Origin of the sequence: Bacillus litorisediminis (assembly GCF_022808645.1) — a bacterium.
Classification (GTDB): Bacteria; Bacillota; Bacilli; order Bacillales; family JC228; genus Bacillus_BF; species Bacillus_BF litorisediminis.
The window spans coordinates 42,194-58,789 of sequence record NZ_JAKZKT010000028.1; the positions used below are offsets into that span (position 1 = coordinate 42,194).

Consider the following 16,596-nt stretch of genomic DNA (forward strand, 5'->3'; position numbering starts at 1 on the left):
TTTAGGCGGTGTCGCTATAGGCACTTACGCTGAAAAGAAAATTGTAGTTGTTTGTAAGCTAGGAGAAGAGGAATATGCTTGAATGGATGATTCCTTTAGCAGTCGGTACACTTGCCGTAGTGACTAAATCCCCTAATAAATCCGATAAAAAGAAAATCGAAACAATTATGAGGAATGTCAATTATGGGGTGAGAAAAACAAAAGGGGAGGAAGAAACATACTTGTACCCGATTTACAAAAGAAAAGAGAAACTATATGACGGAGATGCACAAATAGGCACCAGGTATTTTTATAACATTCCTTTAGGGTTGCCAGCTTCCAAACTAGCCAAGATGGAGAAGGAGGTAAAAGTATTTACTGATGGACTACAGAAGCCTGTAGAGGTTGCTTATAAAAAGGGGTTGCTTCAGTTTTCTGTATACGATGAAGAAATTCCTGAAATGTTCCCATATGAAGCATTACCAGATAAGGAAGGGTGGTTTGCTCCCATCGGTAAAAGGTTTGATGGATTGGTTTGGCATAACTTTGACCACGTTCCCCATATGACTGTAGCCGGTACGACGAGGTTTGGAAAAACAGTCTTTTTAAAAGTGTTAATGACCTATCTCATTGAACATCATCCAGACGATATAGAACTGTATTTGATTGATTTAAAAGGTGGGTTAGAGTTTGGACCTTATGAACGGTTAAAACAGGTGAGAAGGGTAGCCAGTAATGCAGAAGAAGGAGCTTTACTTTTAACAGAGATCCATGAACGGATGGAGAGAATGTATAAATATTTCCGTACTAACGGCTGGACGAATGTAGTAGATACTCCCGAGCAAAAGCGAATCTTCATTATAGTGGATGAAGCCGCGCAGCTGGCACCGGAAAAGTGGATGACAAAAGAACAAAAAGACTTACTCGGCATGTGCCAATACTTCTTAGGAGAAATCACCCGTATAGGTGGGGCTTTAGGCTTTAGAGAGGTCTTTTGTACCCAATACCCTACAGCTGACACCCTGCCGCGCTCTGTAAAGCAAAATTCGGATGCTAAAGTTTCTTTTAGGCTTCCATCCGGATACGCTTCACAAGTCGCTATTGACGATTATGGAGCTGAAGAACTACCAAGCGATATAAAAGGGAGAGCCTTATTCAAAACCCATGAATTACGTGAAATGCAAGTGCCTTACATTAGCGACAAGGAAATGAAACAGAGACTAACACAATGGGAGGTAAAGAAAGATGATCCTCACCATGCACCAAAAAATGAAGAACAGACAGGAGAGGATACTTTCTACATTAGATAGGTTTGGTTTCATGAGTACGTCACAGATTCAAGAAATCCATCGGTTAGGGAAACGCCCTAACACATTGAGGGTCCTAAAAGAAATGGAGCCTTACCTACACAAGAAACCTTTCCACGAGAGAAACGGAGAACACGTATACTATTTAAACTCTCTGGGTCGTGATGTAATCGGCAGTACAAAGGAAAGAAAATGGAGTGCAGAAGTCATTGAACACTATCTCATGAGGAATGATTTCTTCATCTATTTAGGATGCCCTCAAACGTTCCAGATTGAGCGAGAAATCGTTTTTAAGATAAAGGAGGGGTTATCCTACCGAGAAGAAAATATACGCTGTGACGCCCTCTATAAGCGTGAGGGAGTGTATCACTTCTTAGAGGTTGATCGCACACAATCCATGAGTGAAAATAAAAAGAAAATTGAGCGATACAAAAAAGCGTCAGAAGTGATTAAGAAAAAGTTTACCCAGGTTCCTGTGATTGTATTTTATACAGCTAGTAAAATGCGGAAGGTAAATATAGAAAAACAATTGCAGAGGGTAGGATTGAAGTATGAAGTGTATTCGAGAGAAGATATATAAAAATAACAAATTTACGTAATTGCGTTTGGTCTAATTTACCATTACAAATTTGTTAAAATATTCCGATATAATAAGTGTAATCCATTTTGCCTAAATGGCAAAAATCTCCGCAAGGGAGGGTGGATAATTCCACCTATTGCCGTTTGCCTTTTGGTACTTCGATCCATTCGTAAAAATCTTCAGCGTGACAACCTAATATTCGAGCTGCTAACACTGCGTTCTCGTAACTCATTTCTCTCTCATTTTTAATCCAGCGAGAAACGGTGGAATCGGCGACCTTCATTCGCCGAGCAAACTCTGTTTGGGTCATATCACCTAGTAATTCCTGCAAACGGCATCTCCCTTTACGGAGTGCCATAGTTTTCCCCCTGTGGTTAAACTAGGTATAAATTATATACGGAAAAACGAAAATTGAAAAGGTGGGGTAGTGATGAGAATGTTTTTGCAAAACAAAGTATTATGCTGTGGTCAGTCTTTACAAGTGAAGGAAGTATTTGATGTTGATACGATGACTGAAGTGTTAATTTACCAATGTTCAGTTTGTAGATCCGCAGTAGAATTTTTGCCCACGAAACTGCCCACCAATACGCCTAAAAAACCAACACAAAAAACATGAAAAAGTATAAAAATAAAAGCTTCTCACTACCGAGAAGCTTTTATTTTTGATTTGCCCAGATTTTGCCCAAATTAGTTTAAAAAGAAATGAAATATTTTAAAAAGCTAAAACAGAAAACCTTATTATATCAAGGTATACACAAGGAAAGAACAGACTTTAAAAACCGAAAATAATCAAATTCGAGATGGAAGGTTCAATCGGATAAATCAATAAACCTTGGCATACCTATGATTATGCCAAGGTTTATTTTTCGTTCAATAGTAATTGACACATATAAGTGGAGAATCTGTTATTAAAGAAAGACGAAGCATCTGAAATGCAATGATCTTATACTACTGCTTTTGTATTCTTTTTTTTTGAACAATGATTGTAATAGCCAAAAGTAATATAGGTAAGATGGCCCCCATTAAAAGGTTTAACGGCACATAGCTTTCAAATAAAAATTCATGTATCTCAGCATAATTTTTTGCAAATAAAATCGATCCAACACCGATTAACCACGCATATGGAATGATAATCGGCTGATAAACGTCAAGCTTTAAGGTCTGGGCAGTTCCTAAGCTTAACCCATAAAAGAACAAAGAAATACGAATCATCAAACCGACAGTCCAAAATAAGATGGCAATCGTATCGAACCGATTAATGACTTCTCCCGCTTCTATATACCGAACCTCTGAGAAAGTCGGAAACACCATTTTGGCAGCCTCATCAGCCCCAAATAGGGCAATCGGACCGGTGATAGGGCCGAGGAAGAAAATCAATGTTATAACTGCTGCCCAAATCCCCGTTTTTATGTGTTTTTTTGGTTTCTGAACATAGGGAAGGACCATCCCCATAATCACAAACTCTCCAAACCAGGCCATCACTGAAAGAGAGCCTTTTGCAACAGGGGCAATTCCGTTACCCAGAATCGGCAACAAATTGGTATAATCCTTCTTTTCCCCCATCGTCAAAAAAACAACGGCAATAGCGATAATGACAAGAACGGGCAGCATGATTTGGTTTAGCCGTCCAAGTGTTTCGAGTCCTAAATAGACAATAAAGGAGGTTAGAACGAGAATAACCGTAATAAAAGCCCATGAAGGTGTTTCAATCAATATTTTCTTATATGCTTCTACAAACAGCCTGGTTGCGAGAATGACCATGATATAAAAATAGACAAGATAAAGAATTCCAATGATTTTGCCCGGCCATGAGAAATGTTTAAACAGGATTTCAATCAAGGTCAGTCCAGGATATGCTTGCGATAATTTCACTAGTGCGATGATTCCAATCAATCCTAACACTGTACCGGCAATTCCTGCTATCCACCCGTCTTGACGGCTTTGGAAGATAACAACTGTCAATAATACCAGGTGACCCATAATAGTGAGGGATGTGATAATCAACATAGCTGCCTGTATGTTGCTGATTCTTCCTCGTTCAATCATGAAAGTGCCTCCCATTCTATTTTTCAAGCGGACTTAAATTGTTTAAAAGATTGGAAATCGATGGATCATTTAAATCGCAGATCACAAAGATCCCGCCAATAATAGCAACACCAATGATACTTGCTTGGACTATTAATGTTTTTATGTCCTTTTTTTTCCAAACATAATACAAATGAACACCTGACGTAGCACCAATCAATAGTACAAAAAGTAAAATGAGCAGTAGTTTCATGTTTTACCTCGATTCATTGGCACTGCTAGGGTCCTGGAGCAGTCCATATCTTGATATGTTTGCTTTAATGTTTAAATCAACTTCCATATGTTTAAGACCACCATTTTTCCAGTTCTTTGCAAGTGGCTCCCATTTCCGAGGATATTTTCGGTATATCGCTTCTCCAAAACCGAAAATGTCTGCTTGCCAATTCTTTTGTACTTTATTCAACACAATAGTGGCATCTTTCTTAACCAGGTCTTCCAATTGTTGATTCAATTTGTCTAGATTGTCACTGGTCATTTTAAGTTTTGGGCACGTAACTTCCCCGATATCCGCTTCAATATACATATCAATCGTCATTTTTACATTATCACCGCTAATGTCAGGTCTTAATTGTGATTTTGTATTCGTTATTTTTACACTGATGGAACCCTGATTGTTCCCTTCACAATCCAATAGGACGATGTCATTCTGAACGTCTCCAGTTATCCATAATAATCCCCGTGTTTCTCTTTCATTCAGGAATCCTTTTAATTTCCCGTCTTTGAAAACCGCTGTACCATTTAAACTTACAGCAGACTGGTGTTCTCCAGCCTTTTCCATAATTTCTCCAACCGTGTTTTTTTGTTGATTATTGTTGGAAGACTTCTGATATTCACTTTCCGTTTCGATTCCTATTTCGCTTGCAGGACTGATTACAGCCGTAATCGGATCTGTTGTATCACTGGAAAAGGCTTTTGAAAATTGACTCACATCTCTTATCATTTGTGTTGAAGCAAATCGGTTTATGTTTAAGAGGTTCATGATTTCTAACCCCATCGTAATATTGAAATCCGGGGAAAATCTTATCAGATCCGTTGCTTTTCCTTTGGTTACTATAAAATGGATATTCGGGCGAAATTCATTCTCTCTTCTGAAGTAGTCAATCGAAGAAGTAATTTTTTCCCGGGCTGCCTGTTCTCCGAACACAACAACATTTACATGCCCGAAATATATTCTCTCCGGTATAGATTTGGATAGTTTACCTATCGCTTCAAATAACGTTTTACCCGTAGCGGTTTGAATGCGGTATTTATTTTCCAGACTTCTGTCAATCCCTCCTCCATATTGCTCATTAAAAAGTGCGTCTGGTTTAATAATCACAGTTGAAACTTCCACATCACCATTTTCCGTAACATCAATCCCCATTACATTAGTAATTGCGATATCGTGAATTTCATGAGCGCTCCAACACCCGGTCACCGTTAACGAAGCAACCAGAATCATTATCAATATAAGTGGTCGCTTTGGATGGGAACCCTTATTTTCATTCATCATTATGATTCTCCTTGCTATCTTTCGGAGGTTTCGCATTATTTTGATCATCAGAACGATGGAAATTCCCTGCACCAATTCCAGCAGTACGGGTCTCCATTGCCCACCATGGTGCCCGGATGAAAACATCCTTCCAGCTTTCTTTTCGTGCCGGCGAAACGGGTGAGAAATAGGGGACACCGAATGAACGGATGCTGACTAAATGGGCCAAAACAAACATAAGGCCAACGAGAATGCCCATGAAGCCGAACATTCCGGCTAAAAGTAACAAAGGTATCCCACAGAACCGGATAACCTGATGAAAAGCGTAATTTGGTAAAATAAAGGAAGTTAAAGCCGTAACTGAAATGACAATGGCCATCACCGGTCCGACAAGACCTGCTTGTACAGTCGCCTGTCCAATTAAAACAAGCCCTAATATCGTAACAACTGGTCCGCCGAATAGTTTTGGCATCCGCAATCCAGCTTCCCGTATCATTCATATGCTAGCCACATAAAAATCCCTTCAAGGAGAAGTGGATAAGGCAATCCTTCACGGCTTGCTGCAATCCGGATCAGAAACGGGGTTTGCAGCAAATCTTGATGGAAAGTGGCCATAGCAACATAGAAAGCTGGTAAAATAAGAGTTACAAAAAGGCCAAGAAATCGAATCCAACGAACTATGGTTGCGAAGAGTGATCCGTCATAATAATCTTCACTCGAATGGAGGAATTCGACAAACATAGCCGGTACCGTCAGTGCAAATGGTGTTCCATCAATCAAAATTGCGACCTTTCCGTCCAGCAAAGCACCGCAAACCCTGTCTGGCCGTTCGGTACTATAAACAGTTGGAAATGGTGATTTCGGTGAATCCTTAATCATGGATTCGATATACTGACTGTCTAAAATGCCATCAATATTAATACGAGAAAGTCGCTGATGCACTTCTTTAACAATCTCATCATTAGCTACCCCTTTTATGTAAACAACACTAATCCGTGTGTTCGTTTGCTTTCCAAGTGTCAAGTTTTCTACCTTTAAAGATGGTGTCCGGATTTTTCTCCGGATTAACATTATATTTTTTTCAATATTTTCAACAAATCCTTCTTGTGGTCCTCTCACGGTTCGCTCTGTTCTAGGCACATCTATTTTTCGGCCTGTTGAATCCGCAGAGGAAAATGCAAAGGCAACCGGTGATTGATCAAAATATAAAACGGTATTACCTGCTAAGATCTCGGTGACGATGGATTGTATGTCAGCGGCCTCTATGGATTGACTGAAAGGATACCTGTCACTTATTAACGCAGAAATATTTTGAGAGAGCTGGGGATGGTAGAATGAAAATAAGTGTTTTTCGATCTCAGCTAATTTTTTCTGATCAGCCATATCTGACAAATAGATAAGAAATCCTTTATACATACCAATCTTGATTGGCTTAAACATGATGTCATCACATGTTTCAAAGGTCTCTCTCAAATTTGAAATCACTTCGTTCACCCGGGTCACCTCCTTTGAATAGATTTTCACTATTTGAATGGATTTATTCGGAAGTGTTTATGATATAATCGCATGAATCATGCTTTTGACTGGACCTGATCCCCAAATTACATATAATTTCAGGTAAACACAGAGACCTGTGGTGGCGGAAAAAAACCAGATTACGGAGGCTAGTGGGCCGAGCCTCTTATGTTTTTTAACCTGTCCTTTCGCGGCATACCGAATGGTGACAGTCCCAAATCCAACACCAGTCACAGCAAGGAAAATATGAAAAATGAGAAAAGAAGTATAATAGGGCTTTAAGTGATCTGGTCCGCCAAAGGTAGTATTACCGATGAGGATGGTCCTTGTTGTATAAATCACAAAAAATAGAATCGCAAGGTAGGCGGCAGATATCATCGCTTGCTTATGGGCCATTTTTTTGCCATTTATAATTAAATACCATCCAAAAGCGACTAGAATCGCACTGATAATAATACAAATGGTGCTTAGCAGCGGAAAAATGTCTACTATGTCATATAACAAATCGCTCTGCAAAGGTTTCATAAATTCCATCATCATTTTGTCCTTCTTTCACTTTTAGGAATAAATCGTTCAAATGATGGTTAAGGCACCATTTTTTATTGTCTGCACAATTTTTGGGAATATTCGTTTCATCGATAGCCGTGTTGGAACATAAACAAAAATGGAAGCGGTTTACTGCTAGCTGCTCGAAAGAACCACCCGTGCCCGAATCTATGATAAGATAAGACTGGTGATAAACGATGATCTACATTGGTTTGGCGGGCTGGGGTGATCATGATGATTTGTACCCTGGCCATATTACAGCGAAAGATAAATTAAAGGAGTATGCTTCCCATTTTCCTATCGTTGAGGTGGACGCATCGTTTTATGCGATTCAAAAAGAAGCGACGACACGAAAGTGGACCCAGGATACACCAGATGGCTTCCGCTTTATTGTTAAAGCCTATCAGGGGTTAACAGGACATAATAGGGGTGACCTTCCGTTTTCCTCTAAAGAGGATATGTTTAAACAGTTTAAAGCTTCTTTACAGCCATATGTTGACAGCAATAAGCTCGCGATGGTGCTGTTTCAGTTTCCGCCATGGTTTGGCTGTACGAAGGAAAATGTGAACTACTTACGCTGGTGTAAGGAGCATATGGGTGAGCTGCCAGCGGCTCTTGAATTTAGGAACCAGACCTGGTTTCATCCCAGCATGAGAGATAAGACGCTTGATTTTATGAAAAAAGAAGGATGGATTCACAGTATATGTGATGAACCGCAAGTCGGACTCGGTTCGGTTCCTACGATTTTAACTCCGACTCATCCTGAAAAGACGTTAATTCGATTTCATGGCCGAAATACAAGCGGTTGGCTGAAAAAACAGGATACAAATTGGCGTGAGGTCCGGTATTTGTATCGATATAATCAAGAGGAGTTATTACAATGGAAAGAATATATAAAAGAACTCCAGCAAACTTGCCAGCAAATATACGTGATTTTTAATAACAATTCAGGCGGGGACGCAGCTGATAATGGGAAAATGATGATGGATCTGATGGAACTTCGCTATGAAAAGCTGCACGATCGCCAGCTTGATCTGTTCCATGATTTTCTGCACCCTAAAGATTAGGGAATTGCCTGATACTAGCGTAAAAGCGTTAGCCAACTATTCTTAAAAATTTCTGGTGAAGAGAAGAGGGTTTGAAAATGGAGGTCATCCATTTTTATCATATCAATGATTTACATAGTCATTTTGAAAAATGGCCTAGAATTTCCCGATTTTTGCAGCAGAAAAGAAGGGAGCATGAAAGCAGGTATCAGCAAGTTTTTGTATTTGATATCGGGGATCATATGGACCGTGTGCACCCTTATACGGAAGCAACATTAGGAAAATGCAATGTCGATCTCTTAAATGAGGCGAACGTTGACTTTGCTACAATTGGCAATAATGAAGGGATTACTCTTCCGTTCGAGGCATTAGATATTCTCTATGATAATGCCGATTTTCAAGTTTTAATAGGGAATTTATTCTATCCCGATTACACCCGTCCTAAATGGGTAAAGCCCTATCACATACAAGAGACGAAAAAGGGGACAAAAATCGGTTTCATTGGACTAACTGTGTATTTTTCTAAGTTTTATGAGGAGCTGGGCTGGAGAATCAGTGAACCCTTAGAAGAGCTTGCTAAAATCGTCTCTCTTATGAAAGAAAAAGCGGATGTCCTCGTTTTATTATCCCATTTAGGGATCCATGAAGATGAAGAAATTGCCCGCAGATTTCCAGAGATCGATGTGATTATGGGCGGCCACACTCACCATATACTTGAACACGGCAAAATTGAAAACAAATCGCTGCTTGCATGTGCCGGCAAGCATGGAAATTATATAGGTCATATTCAATTGGTTTTGGATGGTCATTTCATTCAATCGAAAACAGCTTCACTCATTGATACCAATGATATCCCTTGGGAAAATCAAGATGAAAAGGCAATCGAATACTTGCAAAACAAAGGGGAAAAGCTGCTCCAGCAAGTGGTCGTAACCCTTCCGCGAACATTGCCTAGCAATTGGCAAAAGGAAACGGAGCTATCCCGTTTATTGGCAGAAGGGTTAAAAGAATGGTGCGAGGCCGATGCGGCCATTCTTAATTGTGGATTATTTCTAAAAGATTTGCATAAAGGACCTGTTACAAAGCTTGATATTCACCAGCTTCTTCCGCATCCAATTAATCCATGCACCATTTGGATTAAAGGTCAAGAACTGATAGAGGTTATGAAACAAGCTTCAGAAGAAAAATGGATGAATTGGATTTTAAAAGGGCTTGGTTTCCGGGGGAAGGTGATGGGGAGCTTTTTATTTGCCGGCATTCATATTGTAGATGAGGATTCCTATCATAAAAAGTTTTGGATAAATGGCCGGCCGATAGACCCAGAAAGAGAATATAAAATTGCAACGATTGATATGTTTACGTTTGGCCCGTTTTTTCCCGAAATCTATCGTGCGGAAAAGAAAGAGTATGATGTGGCCCATATGCTTCGCGATATTATGGAATGGCAATTACTCCGAACATTTTCATAAATATAATCACGGTCATCTTTAAGTACTCATAAAGTAATATAGAGAGGAGAGATGATCGATGATTACTCTTTCACCGATAGAGATTGAAGGACATACCTTTTTAGCCGTTTCTGTTCAGTTGCCAAAAACTAATCTTTTAGCTGTTACTTCAGAAAAAGGCTATATTATGTGTGGCGCTCTTGACGTTGCGCTATTAAATGAAAAGCTGAAGGACAGAAAAATCATTGCCGGGCGTGCTGTTGGTGTCAAAACAATTGACCAGCTGTTAGAGGCTCCGCTCGAATCTGTCACAGCCGAGGCTGAGAAGCTTGGAATTTACAAAGGAATGCCTGGCAAGGATGCCATGCTAAAAATGCTTTAAATAAAATAACTCTGTAAGTTAATAAAAATACAATGACTAGGGGCTTTCATCAGCTGCTCCCCTCTGAATGAATAGAGGGTGAAAGCTGTTGGAAGGCCCTTTTCGTCATAATTATACAATTTTTTCACTTCTTCCTTGAAAGATAGGGTGTAAATAATGGATAATGAGAAAAAGGATAATATTTCTTCAGTAAGTAATCTTTACTAGTATAGGAGATCATATGAGATTATTATCAGTATCAGCGGTAAAGCCGGGAATGAAATTAGCGACACCTGTGAAAAACGAAAAGAATAAAACACTTGTGAATCAAGGTGTGGCTCTTACCGAAAGAATGATTAAGAGATTAACAGAGCTTAATATTCGTTATGTTTATATAGATGACGAAATCTCAAAGGGAATTGAACCTGTTGAAACGGTTTCTTTTTCTGTTAGAAGAAGAGCAACGAGTACAATAGAATCTACCTTTCGGGATATTACAAAAAAAAATCAGAGACATGGAACGATTGTAGTTGAAAAAGCAACAAAACCATTTAAAGGAATTATTTCTGAACTATTAAAATCAATTAAAGGAAATCAGGATATTGTTACTTTAATGAATGACGTGATTGTATATGATGAATATATTTTCAGCCATTCATTTAATGTAACCTTATATTCTCTGGCTATAGGTATTGAGTTAAAGCTCTCAAGCAGTGAGTTGGAATTACTGGGTTTAGGAGCGATCCTTCATGATGTCGGAAAAATGACGGTTCCTACCGAAATCTTACTTAAACCTGGCCGACTAACAGATGAAGAGTTTGAGGAAGTTAAAAAGCATGCGGAAAGCGGGTTTCAGATTTTAAGAAATATACATACCGTCCCGCTTGTAGCTGCTCACTGTGCGTATCAGCATCATGAACGGTTAGATGGTTCTGGATATCCGCGCGGTTTGAAGGATAAAGAAATCCACATGTTAGCTAAAATTATTGCCGTAGCAGATGTTTTTGATGCCGTTACCTCTAATCGGGTTTACCGGGGAGCGATGCTGCCTCATGAAGGACTGGAGGTTCTATACTCTGGTTCGGGTCAATTATTCGAAAAAAAAGTAGTCGATGCATTCAGAAAATCAGTGGCTGTGTATCCAATCGGAATCTCAGTCATCCTGAACGATGGGAAAAAAGGAATCGTCAGCGGCTATCATAAGGGTCTAAGTGAAAGACCTATTTTAAGAATCATTGAGGAAAATGGAGTGCAGCTGTCTACCCCATATTCGTTAGATTTAAAGGAACGAAAGGATTTGCTGATTCAAAAGTGTGGAGAAGATGCTTCCTAATTTTTTAAGCAAACATATCATTTATCGAAAGAAATGAATGCTAATCCCCCCTTACTGAGCATATAGATAGCTTGTAAGGGGGGATTGTCTTTTGAGTAAACTGCGAAGAAAAAAGCTGAGAAGAGGGCCCTTGCCTTTTCGTCATGTTTTTTTGATTACCTTTATTTTTTTTATCATCACAACTTCTATAAGCTTTTGGCTGATTGATAAAGGTTTAACCCCAACACTTATGAGTTATGCCGAGCTAAAAACTAAGCAAATCGGGACAGCGGTCATCAATAAAGCGGTCAATAAGAAAATTGCAGACTCTATTGAGCTGAATGAAATAGTAGAACAACAGGAAACTTCTAAAACTCTAAATTTGGAAGTAGCGAATCGGATAGGGACGGAGATCACAAGTTTGATTCAGACCAATTTAAATGCCGCTGAAAGCGGAGACCTCCAATCCTTGCAATCGCTCACAGATGTTGAAATAGAATTAGAGGAATCCAGTACGAGTGAAGGCATTGTCTTCTTAGTTCCTTTAGGTCAAGCAACCAATAATACGTTATTTGGCAACTTAGGACCAAAAATCCCAATCCGTTTTTACGCAACTGGAAATGTAGTATCAGAAGTTAGATTTAGTACAGAAGAATACGGAATCAATAATGCAACCCATTTGGTATATCTTGACTTAGCAGTGGATATCCAAATTATTATGCCATTTCAAACAAAGGTAACAACGATTAACCAAAAAGTGCCTATTGGCTGGACAACTGATCCGGGAGATGTACCTCAGTTTTATGGCCCAAGTAACGGAGAAGGGAATAGCCCGTCTATTGAACTGCCAGTTGAACCATAAGGTAATTTCCAAAAAAATTTCTCTTGAAAGAAGCCTATCATTCTGTTATCTTGTAAAAGTATGAAATTTAAATAGGAATTACCTTATCATATCCGGTGGGGTAGAGGCGCAAAATTAAAGAGTAGGCTGTTGGAGGATGACAACGAAGATAACAGCTGAAAGGGAATTTTGCCGAAGCAATAGACGGGCGTCAACCTTGCTATTGCTGGGGCAGTCTTGAATAAGGGCTGCACTGTCATTATGGGAATCATCTCATAATGGGGAGCTACAGATCGTGATGGAGAATTGGAATCATGAGTAATGATGGATCCTCTCTGTCGTTACTCTTTTTTATTTGCTTTTATATATTCTTTATTATCCTCATCCATCTATAGTTTCCCCTCAAAAAAAAGAGGAGGAATAGCAGAATGACTTCATCCATTTTTTCTTTATTGCCGCCACTTTTGGCGATTATTATGGTGCTGATCACAAAGAGAGTGCTGTTGTCACTCGGAATCGGAATTATCAGTGCCGCCCTTTTATTGGCTATTGACGCTGCCGAAGGTGCTGGCGCGGTAGCTGCAGAATCTCTTTCCATCATTTGGACATCGTTTTCCTCGATTTTTTATGCAGACGGTGCATTGAACACATGGTATGTGTATATCTTGCTGTTCATTGTACTATTAGGAATTATTACTGCCTTTATTTTAGTTTCAGGCGGAAGCAGAGCCTTTGGGGAATGGGCCCTTTCCAAAGTAAAAACTAGAAGAGGCGCGCAGGTCATGACTGCCATTTTTGGTATTTTGATTTTTATTGATGATTATTTCAACAGCTTAGCAGTCGGTCAGGTATCACGTCCGATTACAGACAGACACCGTGTGTCTCGGGCAAAATTAGCGTATTTACTTGATTCAACAGCAGCACCTGTCTGTGTTGTATCTCCTGTTTCAAGCTGGGGTGCGTATATTGTAGCTGCAATTTCTACTATCTTAGTCGAGAATAATATTACAGAGTACACTGCTTTTTCAGCGTACTTAGGAACCATTCCAATCAACTTTTATGTTTGGGTAACGTTAGCAATCGTCTTTATTATTGCCATAAAACAAACTGATTTTGGCCCAATGAGGGTTCATGAACAGAGAGCGATTGAAACCGGGCAAGTCTATGATCCTGAAAAATCGATACCAGGTGAAGTTAAGCAAGAACTTCCTGAAAATCAAAAAGGAACAGTAGCTGACTTAGTTTTACCGATTATTGGACTTGTAATTGGTACCTTAGGCGGCATGTATTGGACTGGGTATCGGGCTGCTCAATCATTCAATATTTTTGCCATTTTTGAAAACACAGATGTAGCGTTATCTCTATTAATTGGCGGTCTTACTGGTTTAGCTGTTACAATACTTCTTTTCTTCATTCATGTAAGCAAGGGAAATGTTGCTGCCAAAACAGCCCTTCCGGTTACTCTAGAGGGTATTAAATCTATGCTCCCAGCTGTGAGTATTTTAGTATTTGCCTGGATTATTTCTACTCTTATTGGGGAACTCCAGACGGGTGAATATTTAGCAGCTGTAGTAGAGGATTTAAATATTAATGTTGGATTACTTCCTTTTATTATTTTTATTATTGCCGGAATCATGGCATTTGCAACAGGATCCAGCTGGGGTTCATTCGGTATCCTGCTGCCCATTGCCGGAGAAATTGCTGCTGCAACCAGCGTAGAAATTTTAGTGCCTACCTTTGCTGCTGTATTAGCAGGTTCTGTCCTTGGTGACCACTCCTCACCAATTTCAGATACGACCATTCTTTCTTCTACTGGTGCAGCGAGTAACCACCTTGATCACTTTGAAACACAATTGCCGTATGTGTTAGTGGCAGGTGTTATTTCAGCGCTGGGATTTCTCGTATTAGGGCTGACAGGAAGTACTTTATTAGGACTTTTGACATGTGTATTAGGGCTAATAGTACTAGTCTTTATTCTGCCAAGTCCAATTAAAATAAAAGAAAATAGCATCAATAAATAATCGGGGAACAGGCTAATTGGCCTGTTCTTCTTATTTAGTCATGATAAAGCAGGAACAGGCATATGGTTTACCAAATACACATGACCAAATGACTAAAATGGCTTTGACAGACTATGGACAGATGGTTATACTTATCGTTAGAACAACTAGAATAATCAGAAAATAGGGAACTATTTTAATGTTCCATCAGCAGAAAACAACTTTGTTAGGGGGATTATTACTATGGAAAATCGTGCCCAGTGGGGAACGAGAGCAGGCTTTGTCATGGCAGCAATTGGTTCCGCTGTCGGCCTGGGAAATATTTGGCGCTTTCCAGGTGTCGCCTATGAAAATGGCGGAGGAGCATTTTTAATTCCGTATTTATTTGCATTATTAACTGCTGGTTTGCCTCTGCTAATTCTTGAATTTGCCTTAGGCCAAAAATACCGTGGTTCTGCACCGTTAACTTACGCTCGTGTGAGCAAAGGATCTGAATGGATGGGCTGGTGGCAGGTTATTATTGCATTTGTTATTTCAGTCTATTACCCGGTCATTATTGCCTGGGCCATGTCTTATGCATGGTTTTCATTCGGAAAACAGTGGGGTGAAGACACGGTTGGATTCTTATTAACCGATTATCTTCAGGTGACGGATGCCGGATCAGTGGGTTCACTCGTGATGGGAGTATTTATCCCATTAGTAATTGTTTGGCTTATAACGTTAGGGATTCTCTTTGCCGGCGTTAAAAAAGGAATCGAGCTGGCTAATCGAATCATGATTCCTTTACTAGTCTTCTTCTTCTTATGTATTGTGGTTAGTGCTTTATTTATGGATGGGGCAGCACAAGGTCTGAACGCATTCTTTACTCCTAATTGGGAGATGCTGAAAGAGCCTGGAGTTTGGGTCGCTGCATACGGACAAATTTTCTTTAGCTTATCTATTTGTTTTGCAATCATGGTTACTTATTCAAGTTACTTGCCAAAGAAATCCGATATCACAAATAACGCTTTTATTACAGCGTTCAGTAACTCTTCATTTGAACTTTTAGCTGGTATTGGGGTATTTGCTGCCCTTGGATTTATGGCACAGGCTACGGGCCAGCCAGTTTCTGAAGTGGTCAGCAGCGGGGTAATTCTTGCGTTTGCTGTCTTCCCGCAAATTATCAATCAATTCCCAGTCTTGCCGGAAGTGTTTGGTTTCTTATTCTTTGCGTCTCTAGTATTAGCCGGTATGACTTCCTTGATTTCAATTAGTGAAACATATATTGCTGCGCTGATGGATAAGTTTAATGTAACCCGTAAACAAGCAGTTTCATATGGTGGCGGATTAGCAGCTATCATTTCAATTCTATTTGCGACGCAAGGCGGACTCAACTTCCTTGATGTAGTGGATTATTTCATTAACCAATTTGGAATTGTACTTGCCGGATTGTTTGAAGTTTGCTTCTTAGCATGGTTTGCAAAACAGCTAAAGCCTCTTCAATCTCATGCTGACGCCATTTCCGATATTAAACTTGGCAAGTGGTGGTCCATTTGCCTAAGTGTTATAACACCAATCGTGCTTGCTTACATGATGTACGGTTTGTTTAAGCAAAACTTAGTCGGAACTTTTGAAAATGAGACTGGTCAGTACGGTGGCTACACCAGCGAATTTATCTTTAATTATGGCTGGTCAGTTGCAGTGGGTGCTATTGGAGTAGCCGTAATTCTGGCTCAATTCAAATCATGGAGTAGCGGAAAACTTGATATCCCAGTATCTTCCGATAATAAGGAGGTTTCAAGTTAATGACAGGTGAAGCGATTTTTTGGATGGTTTTGTCCATGGTTATTATCTGGGGAGGTATGGGAGCTAGTATTTTCCATGCTGCCAAAAAATCAAAGTCTAAATAATTTTCAAGAAAAAGGACTATGTGAGAAGAATCTCACACAGTCCTTTCAGATTGAAGACAAAAGGCATTTGGGAATGTTTTTATTCCCAGATGCCTTTATGATTTTAAGAATTTTTCTCAGAATCCATCTTAGAAATGAGTGTGATTTGTCTATTATTCTTATTCTTTATGCCATTTTTGGACTTACCCAAGTCCAGTTGGCTAATTTTTTAAGATT

At 39.5% G+C, this 16,596-nt stretch carries 16 protein-coding genes, 1 pseudogene and 1 riboswitch; of the genes and pseudogenes, 11 read left to right on the plus strand and 6 right to left on the minus strand.

The window, feature by feature from the left end:
* The first annotated feature begins 74 nt into the window (after window positions 1-74).
* Together MLE14_RS14615 and MLE14_RS14620 are read left to right on the plus strand one after the other, a co-directional pair.
* Window positions 75-1,289 carry an FtsK/SpoIIIE domain-containing protein gene (locus tag MLE14_RS14615; RefSeq protein WP_243299156.1) on the plus strand — a complete coding sequence of 405 codons (1,215 nt, stop codon included), beginning with the start codon at window positions 75-77 and terminating at the stop codon, window positions 1,287-1,289.
* Between the two features lie 10 nt (window positions 1,290-1,299).
* Window positions 1,300-1,866 (plus strand): replication-relaxation family protein, encoded by a 567-nt coding sequence (locus MLE14_RS14620; RefSeq protein ID WP_243299157.1) that lies wholly within the window; start codon window positions 1,300-1,302, stop codon window positions 1,864-1,866.
* A gap of 133 nt (window positions 1,867-1,999) precedes the next feature.
* Here MLE14_RS14620 and MLE14_RS14625 read toward each other — a convergent pair whose 3' ends face one another.
* The 6 genes and pseudogenes from MLE14_RS14625 to MLE14_RS14650 all read right to left on the minus strand — a co-directional run bounded on the left by MLE14_RS14625 (window position 2,000) and on the right by MLE14_RS14650 (window position 7,474).
* Window positions 2,000-2,224 (minus strand): helix-turn-helix domain-containing protein, encoded by a 225-nt coding sequence (locus MLE14_RS14625; protein ID WP_243299158.1) that lies wholly within the window; start codon window positions 2,222-2,224, stop codon window positions 2,000-2,002.
* 590 nt (window positions 2,225-2,814) lie between these two features.
* On the minus strand, window positions 2,815-3,912 hold the full coding sequence (locus MLE14_RS14630) for a GerAB/ArcD/ProY family transporter (RefSeq protein ID WP_243299159.1): 1,098 nt from the start codon (window positions 3,910-3,912) through the stop codon (window positions 2,815-2,817).
* 16 nt (window positions 3,913-3,928) lie between these two features.
* Window positions 3,929-4,144, minus strand: a complete 216-nt coding sequence (locus MLE14_RS14635) for a hypothetical protein (RefSeq protein ID WP_243299160.1) — start codon at window positions 4,142-4,144, stop codon at window positions 3,929-3,931.
* Between the two features lie 3 nt (window positions 4,145-4,147).
* Window positions 4,148-5,440, minus strand: coding sequence for a Ger(x)C family spore germination protein (locus MLE14_RS14640; RefSeq protein WP_243299161.1), 1,293 nt, complete (start codon window positions 5,438-5,440; stop codon window positions 4,148-4,150).
* Window positions 5,433-6,862 (minus strand): annotated as a pseudogene (locus MLE14_RS14645) (spore germination protein). The gene MLE14_RS14640 and the pseudogene MLE14_RS14645 overlap by 8 nt, the downstream one beginning before the upstream one ends.
* A gap of 111 nt (window positions 6,863-6,973) precedes the next feature.
* A complete protein-coding gene (locus tag MLE14_RS14650) occupies window positions 6,974-7,474 on the minus strand; it encodes a DUF420 domain-containing protein (RefSeq protein ID WP_243299162.1) in 501 nt (166 codons plus the stop codon).
* 206 nt (window positions 7,475-7,680) lie between these two features.
* On the opposite strand from MLE14_RS14650, the gene MLE14_RS14655 reads away from it, so the two are divergent.
* From MLE14_RS14655 to MLE14_RS14695, 9 genes are all read left to right on the plus strand, one after another.
* Window positions 7,681-8,550, plus strand: coding sequence for a DUF72 domain-containing protein (locus MLE14_RS14655; protein ID WP_243299163.1), 870 nt, complete (start codon window positions 7,681-7,683; stop codon window positions 8,548-8,550).
* 77 nt (window positions 8,551-8,627) lie between these two features.
* The gene (locus tag MLE14_RS14660) at window positions 8,628-9,998 is read left to right on the plus strand and encodes a bifunctional metallophosphatase/5'-nucleotidase (protein ID WP_243299164.1); all 1,371 of its coding nucleotides are present in this window, start codon (window positions 8,628-8,630) and stop codon (window positions 9,996-9,998) included.
* Between the two features lie 58 nt (window positions 9,999-10,056).
* Window positions 10,057-10,359 (plus strand): YunC family protein, encoded by a 303-nt coding sequence (locus MLE14_RS14665; protein WP_243299165.1) that lies wholly within the window; start codon window positions 10,057-10,059, stop codon window positions 10,357-10,359.
* Between the two features lie 220 nt (window positions 10,360-10,579).
* Window positions 10,580-11,671: an HD-GYP domain-containing protein gene (locus tag MLE14_RS14670; protein ID WP_243299166.1), complete on the plus strand. Its 1,092-nt coding sequence runs from the start codon at window positions 10,580-10,582 to the stop codon at window positions 11,669-11,671.
* 91 nt (window positions 11,672-11,762) lie between these two features.
* Window positions 11,763-12,512 carry a sporulation protein YunB gene (gene yunB / locus MLE14_RS14675; protein ID WP_243299167.1) on the plus strand — a complete coding sequence of 250 codons (750 nt, stop codon included), beginning with the start codon at window positions 11,763-11,765 and terminating at the stop codon, window positions 12,510-12,512.
* 93 nt (window positions 12,513-12,605) lie between these two features.
* Window positions 12,606-12,788: riboswitch (Lysine riboswitch) on the plus strand.
* A 131-nt stretch (window positions 12,789-12,919) separates the two neighbouring features.
* Entirely contained in the window at window positions 12,920-14,512 is a 1,593-nt protein-coding gene (locus tag MLE14_RS14680; RefSeq protein WP_243299168.1) for a Na+/H+ antiporter NhaC family protein, read from the plus strand.
* A gap of 222 nt (window positions 14,513-14,734) precedes the next feature.
* The gene (locus tag MLE14_RS14685; RefSeq protein ID WP_243299169.1) at window positions 14,735-16,276 is read left to right on the plus strand and encodes a sodium-dependent transporter; all 1,542 of its coding nucleotides are present in this window, start codon (window positions 14,735-14,737) and stop codon (window positions 16,274-16,276) included.
* Window positions 16,276-16,380 (plus strand): MetS family NSS transporter small subunit, encoded by a 105-nt coding sequence (locus MLE14_RS14690; RefSeq protein ID WP_243299170.1) that lies wholly within the window; start codon window positions 16,276-16,278, stop codon window positions 16,378-16,380. Before MLE14_RS14685 ends, MLE14_RS14690 begins: the two co-directional genes overlap by 1 nt.
* Window positions 16,352-16,596 (plus strand): hypothetical protein (locus tag MLE14_RS14695; protein WP_243299171.1); only part of this gene is annotated, 245 nt, incomplete at its 3' end. The genes MLE14_RS14690 and MLE14_RS14695, both read left to right, overlap by 29 nt.

Coding starts and splice junctions, on each gene's coding strand:
- MLE14_RS14615 (WP_243299156.1), top strand. CDS start 75: ATGCTTGAATGGATGATTCCTTTAGCAGTCGGTACACTTGCCGTAGTG.
- MLE14_RS14620 (WP_243299157.1), top strand. CDS start 1,300: ATGAGTACGTCACAGATTCAAGAAATCCATCGGTTAGGGAAACGCCCT.
- MLE14_RS14625 (WP_243299158.1), bottom strand. CDS start 2,224: ATGGCACTCCGTAAAGGGAGATGCCGTTTGCAGGAATTACTAGGTGAT.
- MLE14_RS14630 (WP_243299159.1), bottom strand. CDS start 3,912: ATGATTGAACGAGGAAGAATCAGCAACATACAGGCAGCTATGTTGATT.
- MLE14_RS14635 (WP_243299160.1), bottom strand. CDS start 4,144: ATGAAACTACTGCTCATTTTACTTTTTGTACTATTGATTGGTGCTACG.
- MLE14_RS14640 (WP_243299161.1), bottom strand. CDS start 5,440: ATGAATGAAAATAAGGGTTCCCATCCAAAGCGACCACTTATATTGATA.
- MLE14_RS14650 (WP_243299162.1), bottom strand. CDS start 7,474: ATGATGGAATTTATGAAACCTTTGCAGAGCGATTTGTTATATGACATA.
- MLE14_RS14655 (WP_243299163.1), top strand. CDS start 7,681: ATGATCTACATTGGTTTGGCGGGCTGGGGTGATCATGATGATTTGTAC.
- MLE14_RS14660 (WP_243299164.1), top strand. CDS start 8,628: ATGGAGGTCATCCATTTTTATCATATCAATGATTTACATAGTCATTTT.
- MLE14_RS14665 (WP_243299165.1), top strand. CDS start 10,057: ATGATTACTCTTTCACCGATAGAGATTGAAGGACATACCTTTTTAGCC.
- MLE14_RS14670 (WP_243299166.1), top strand. CDS start 10,580: ATGAGATTATTATCAGTATCAGCGGTAAAGCCGGGAATGAAATTAGCG.
- MLE14_RS14680 (WP_243299168.1), top strand. CDS start 12,920: ATGACTTCATCCATTTTTTCTTTATTGCCGCCACTTTTGGCGATTATT.
- MLE14_RS14685 (WP_243299169.1), top strand. CDS start 14,735: ATGGAAAATCGTGCCCAGTGGGGAACGAGAGCAGGCTTTGTCATGGCA.
- MLE14_RS14690 (WP_243299170.1), top strand. CDS start 16,276: ATGACAGGTGAAGCGATTTTTTGGATGGTTTTGTCCATGGTTATTATC.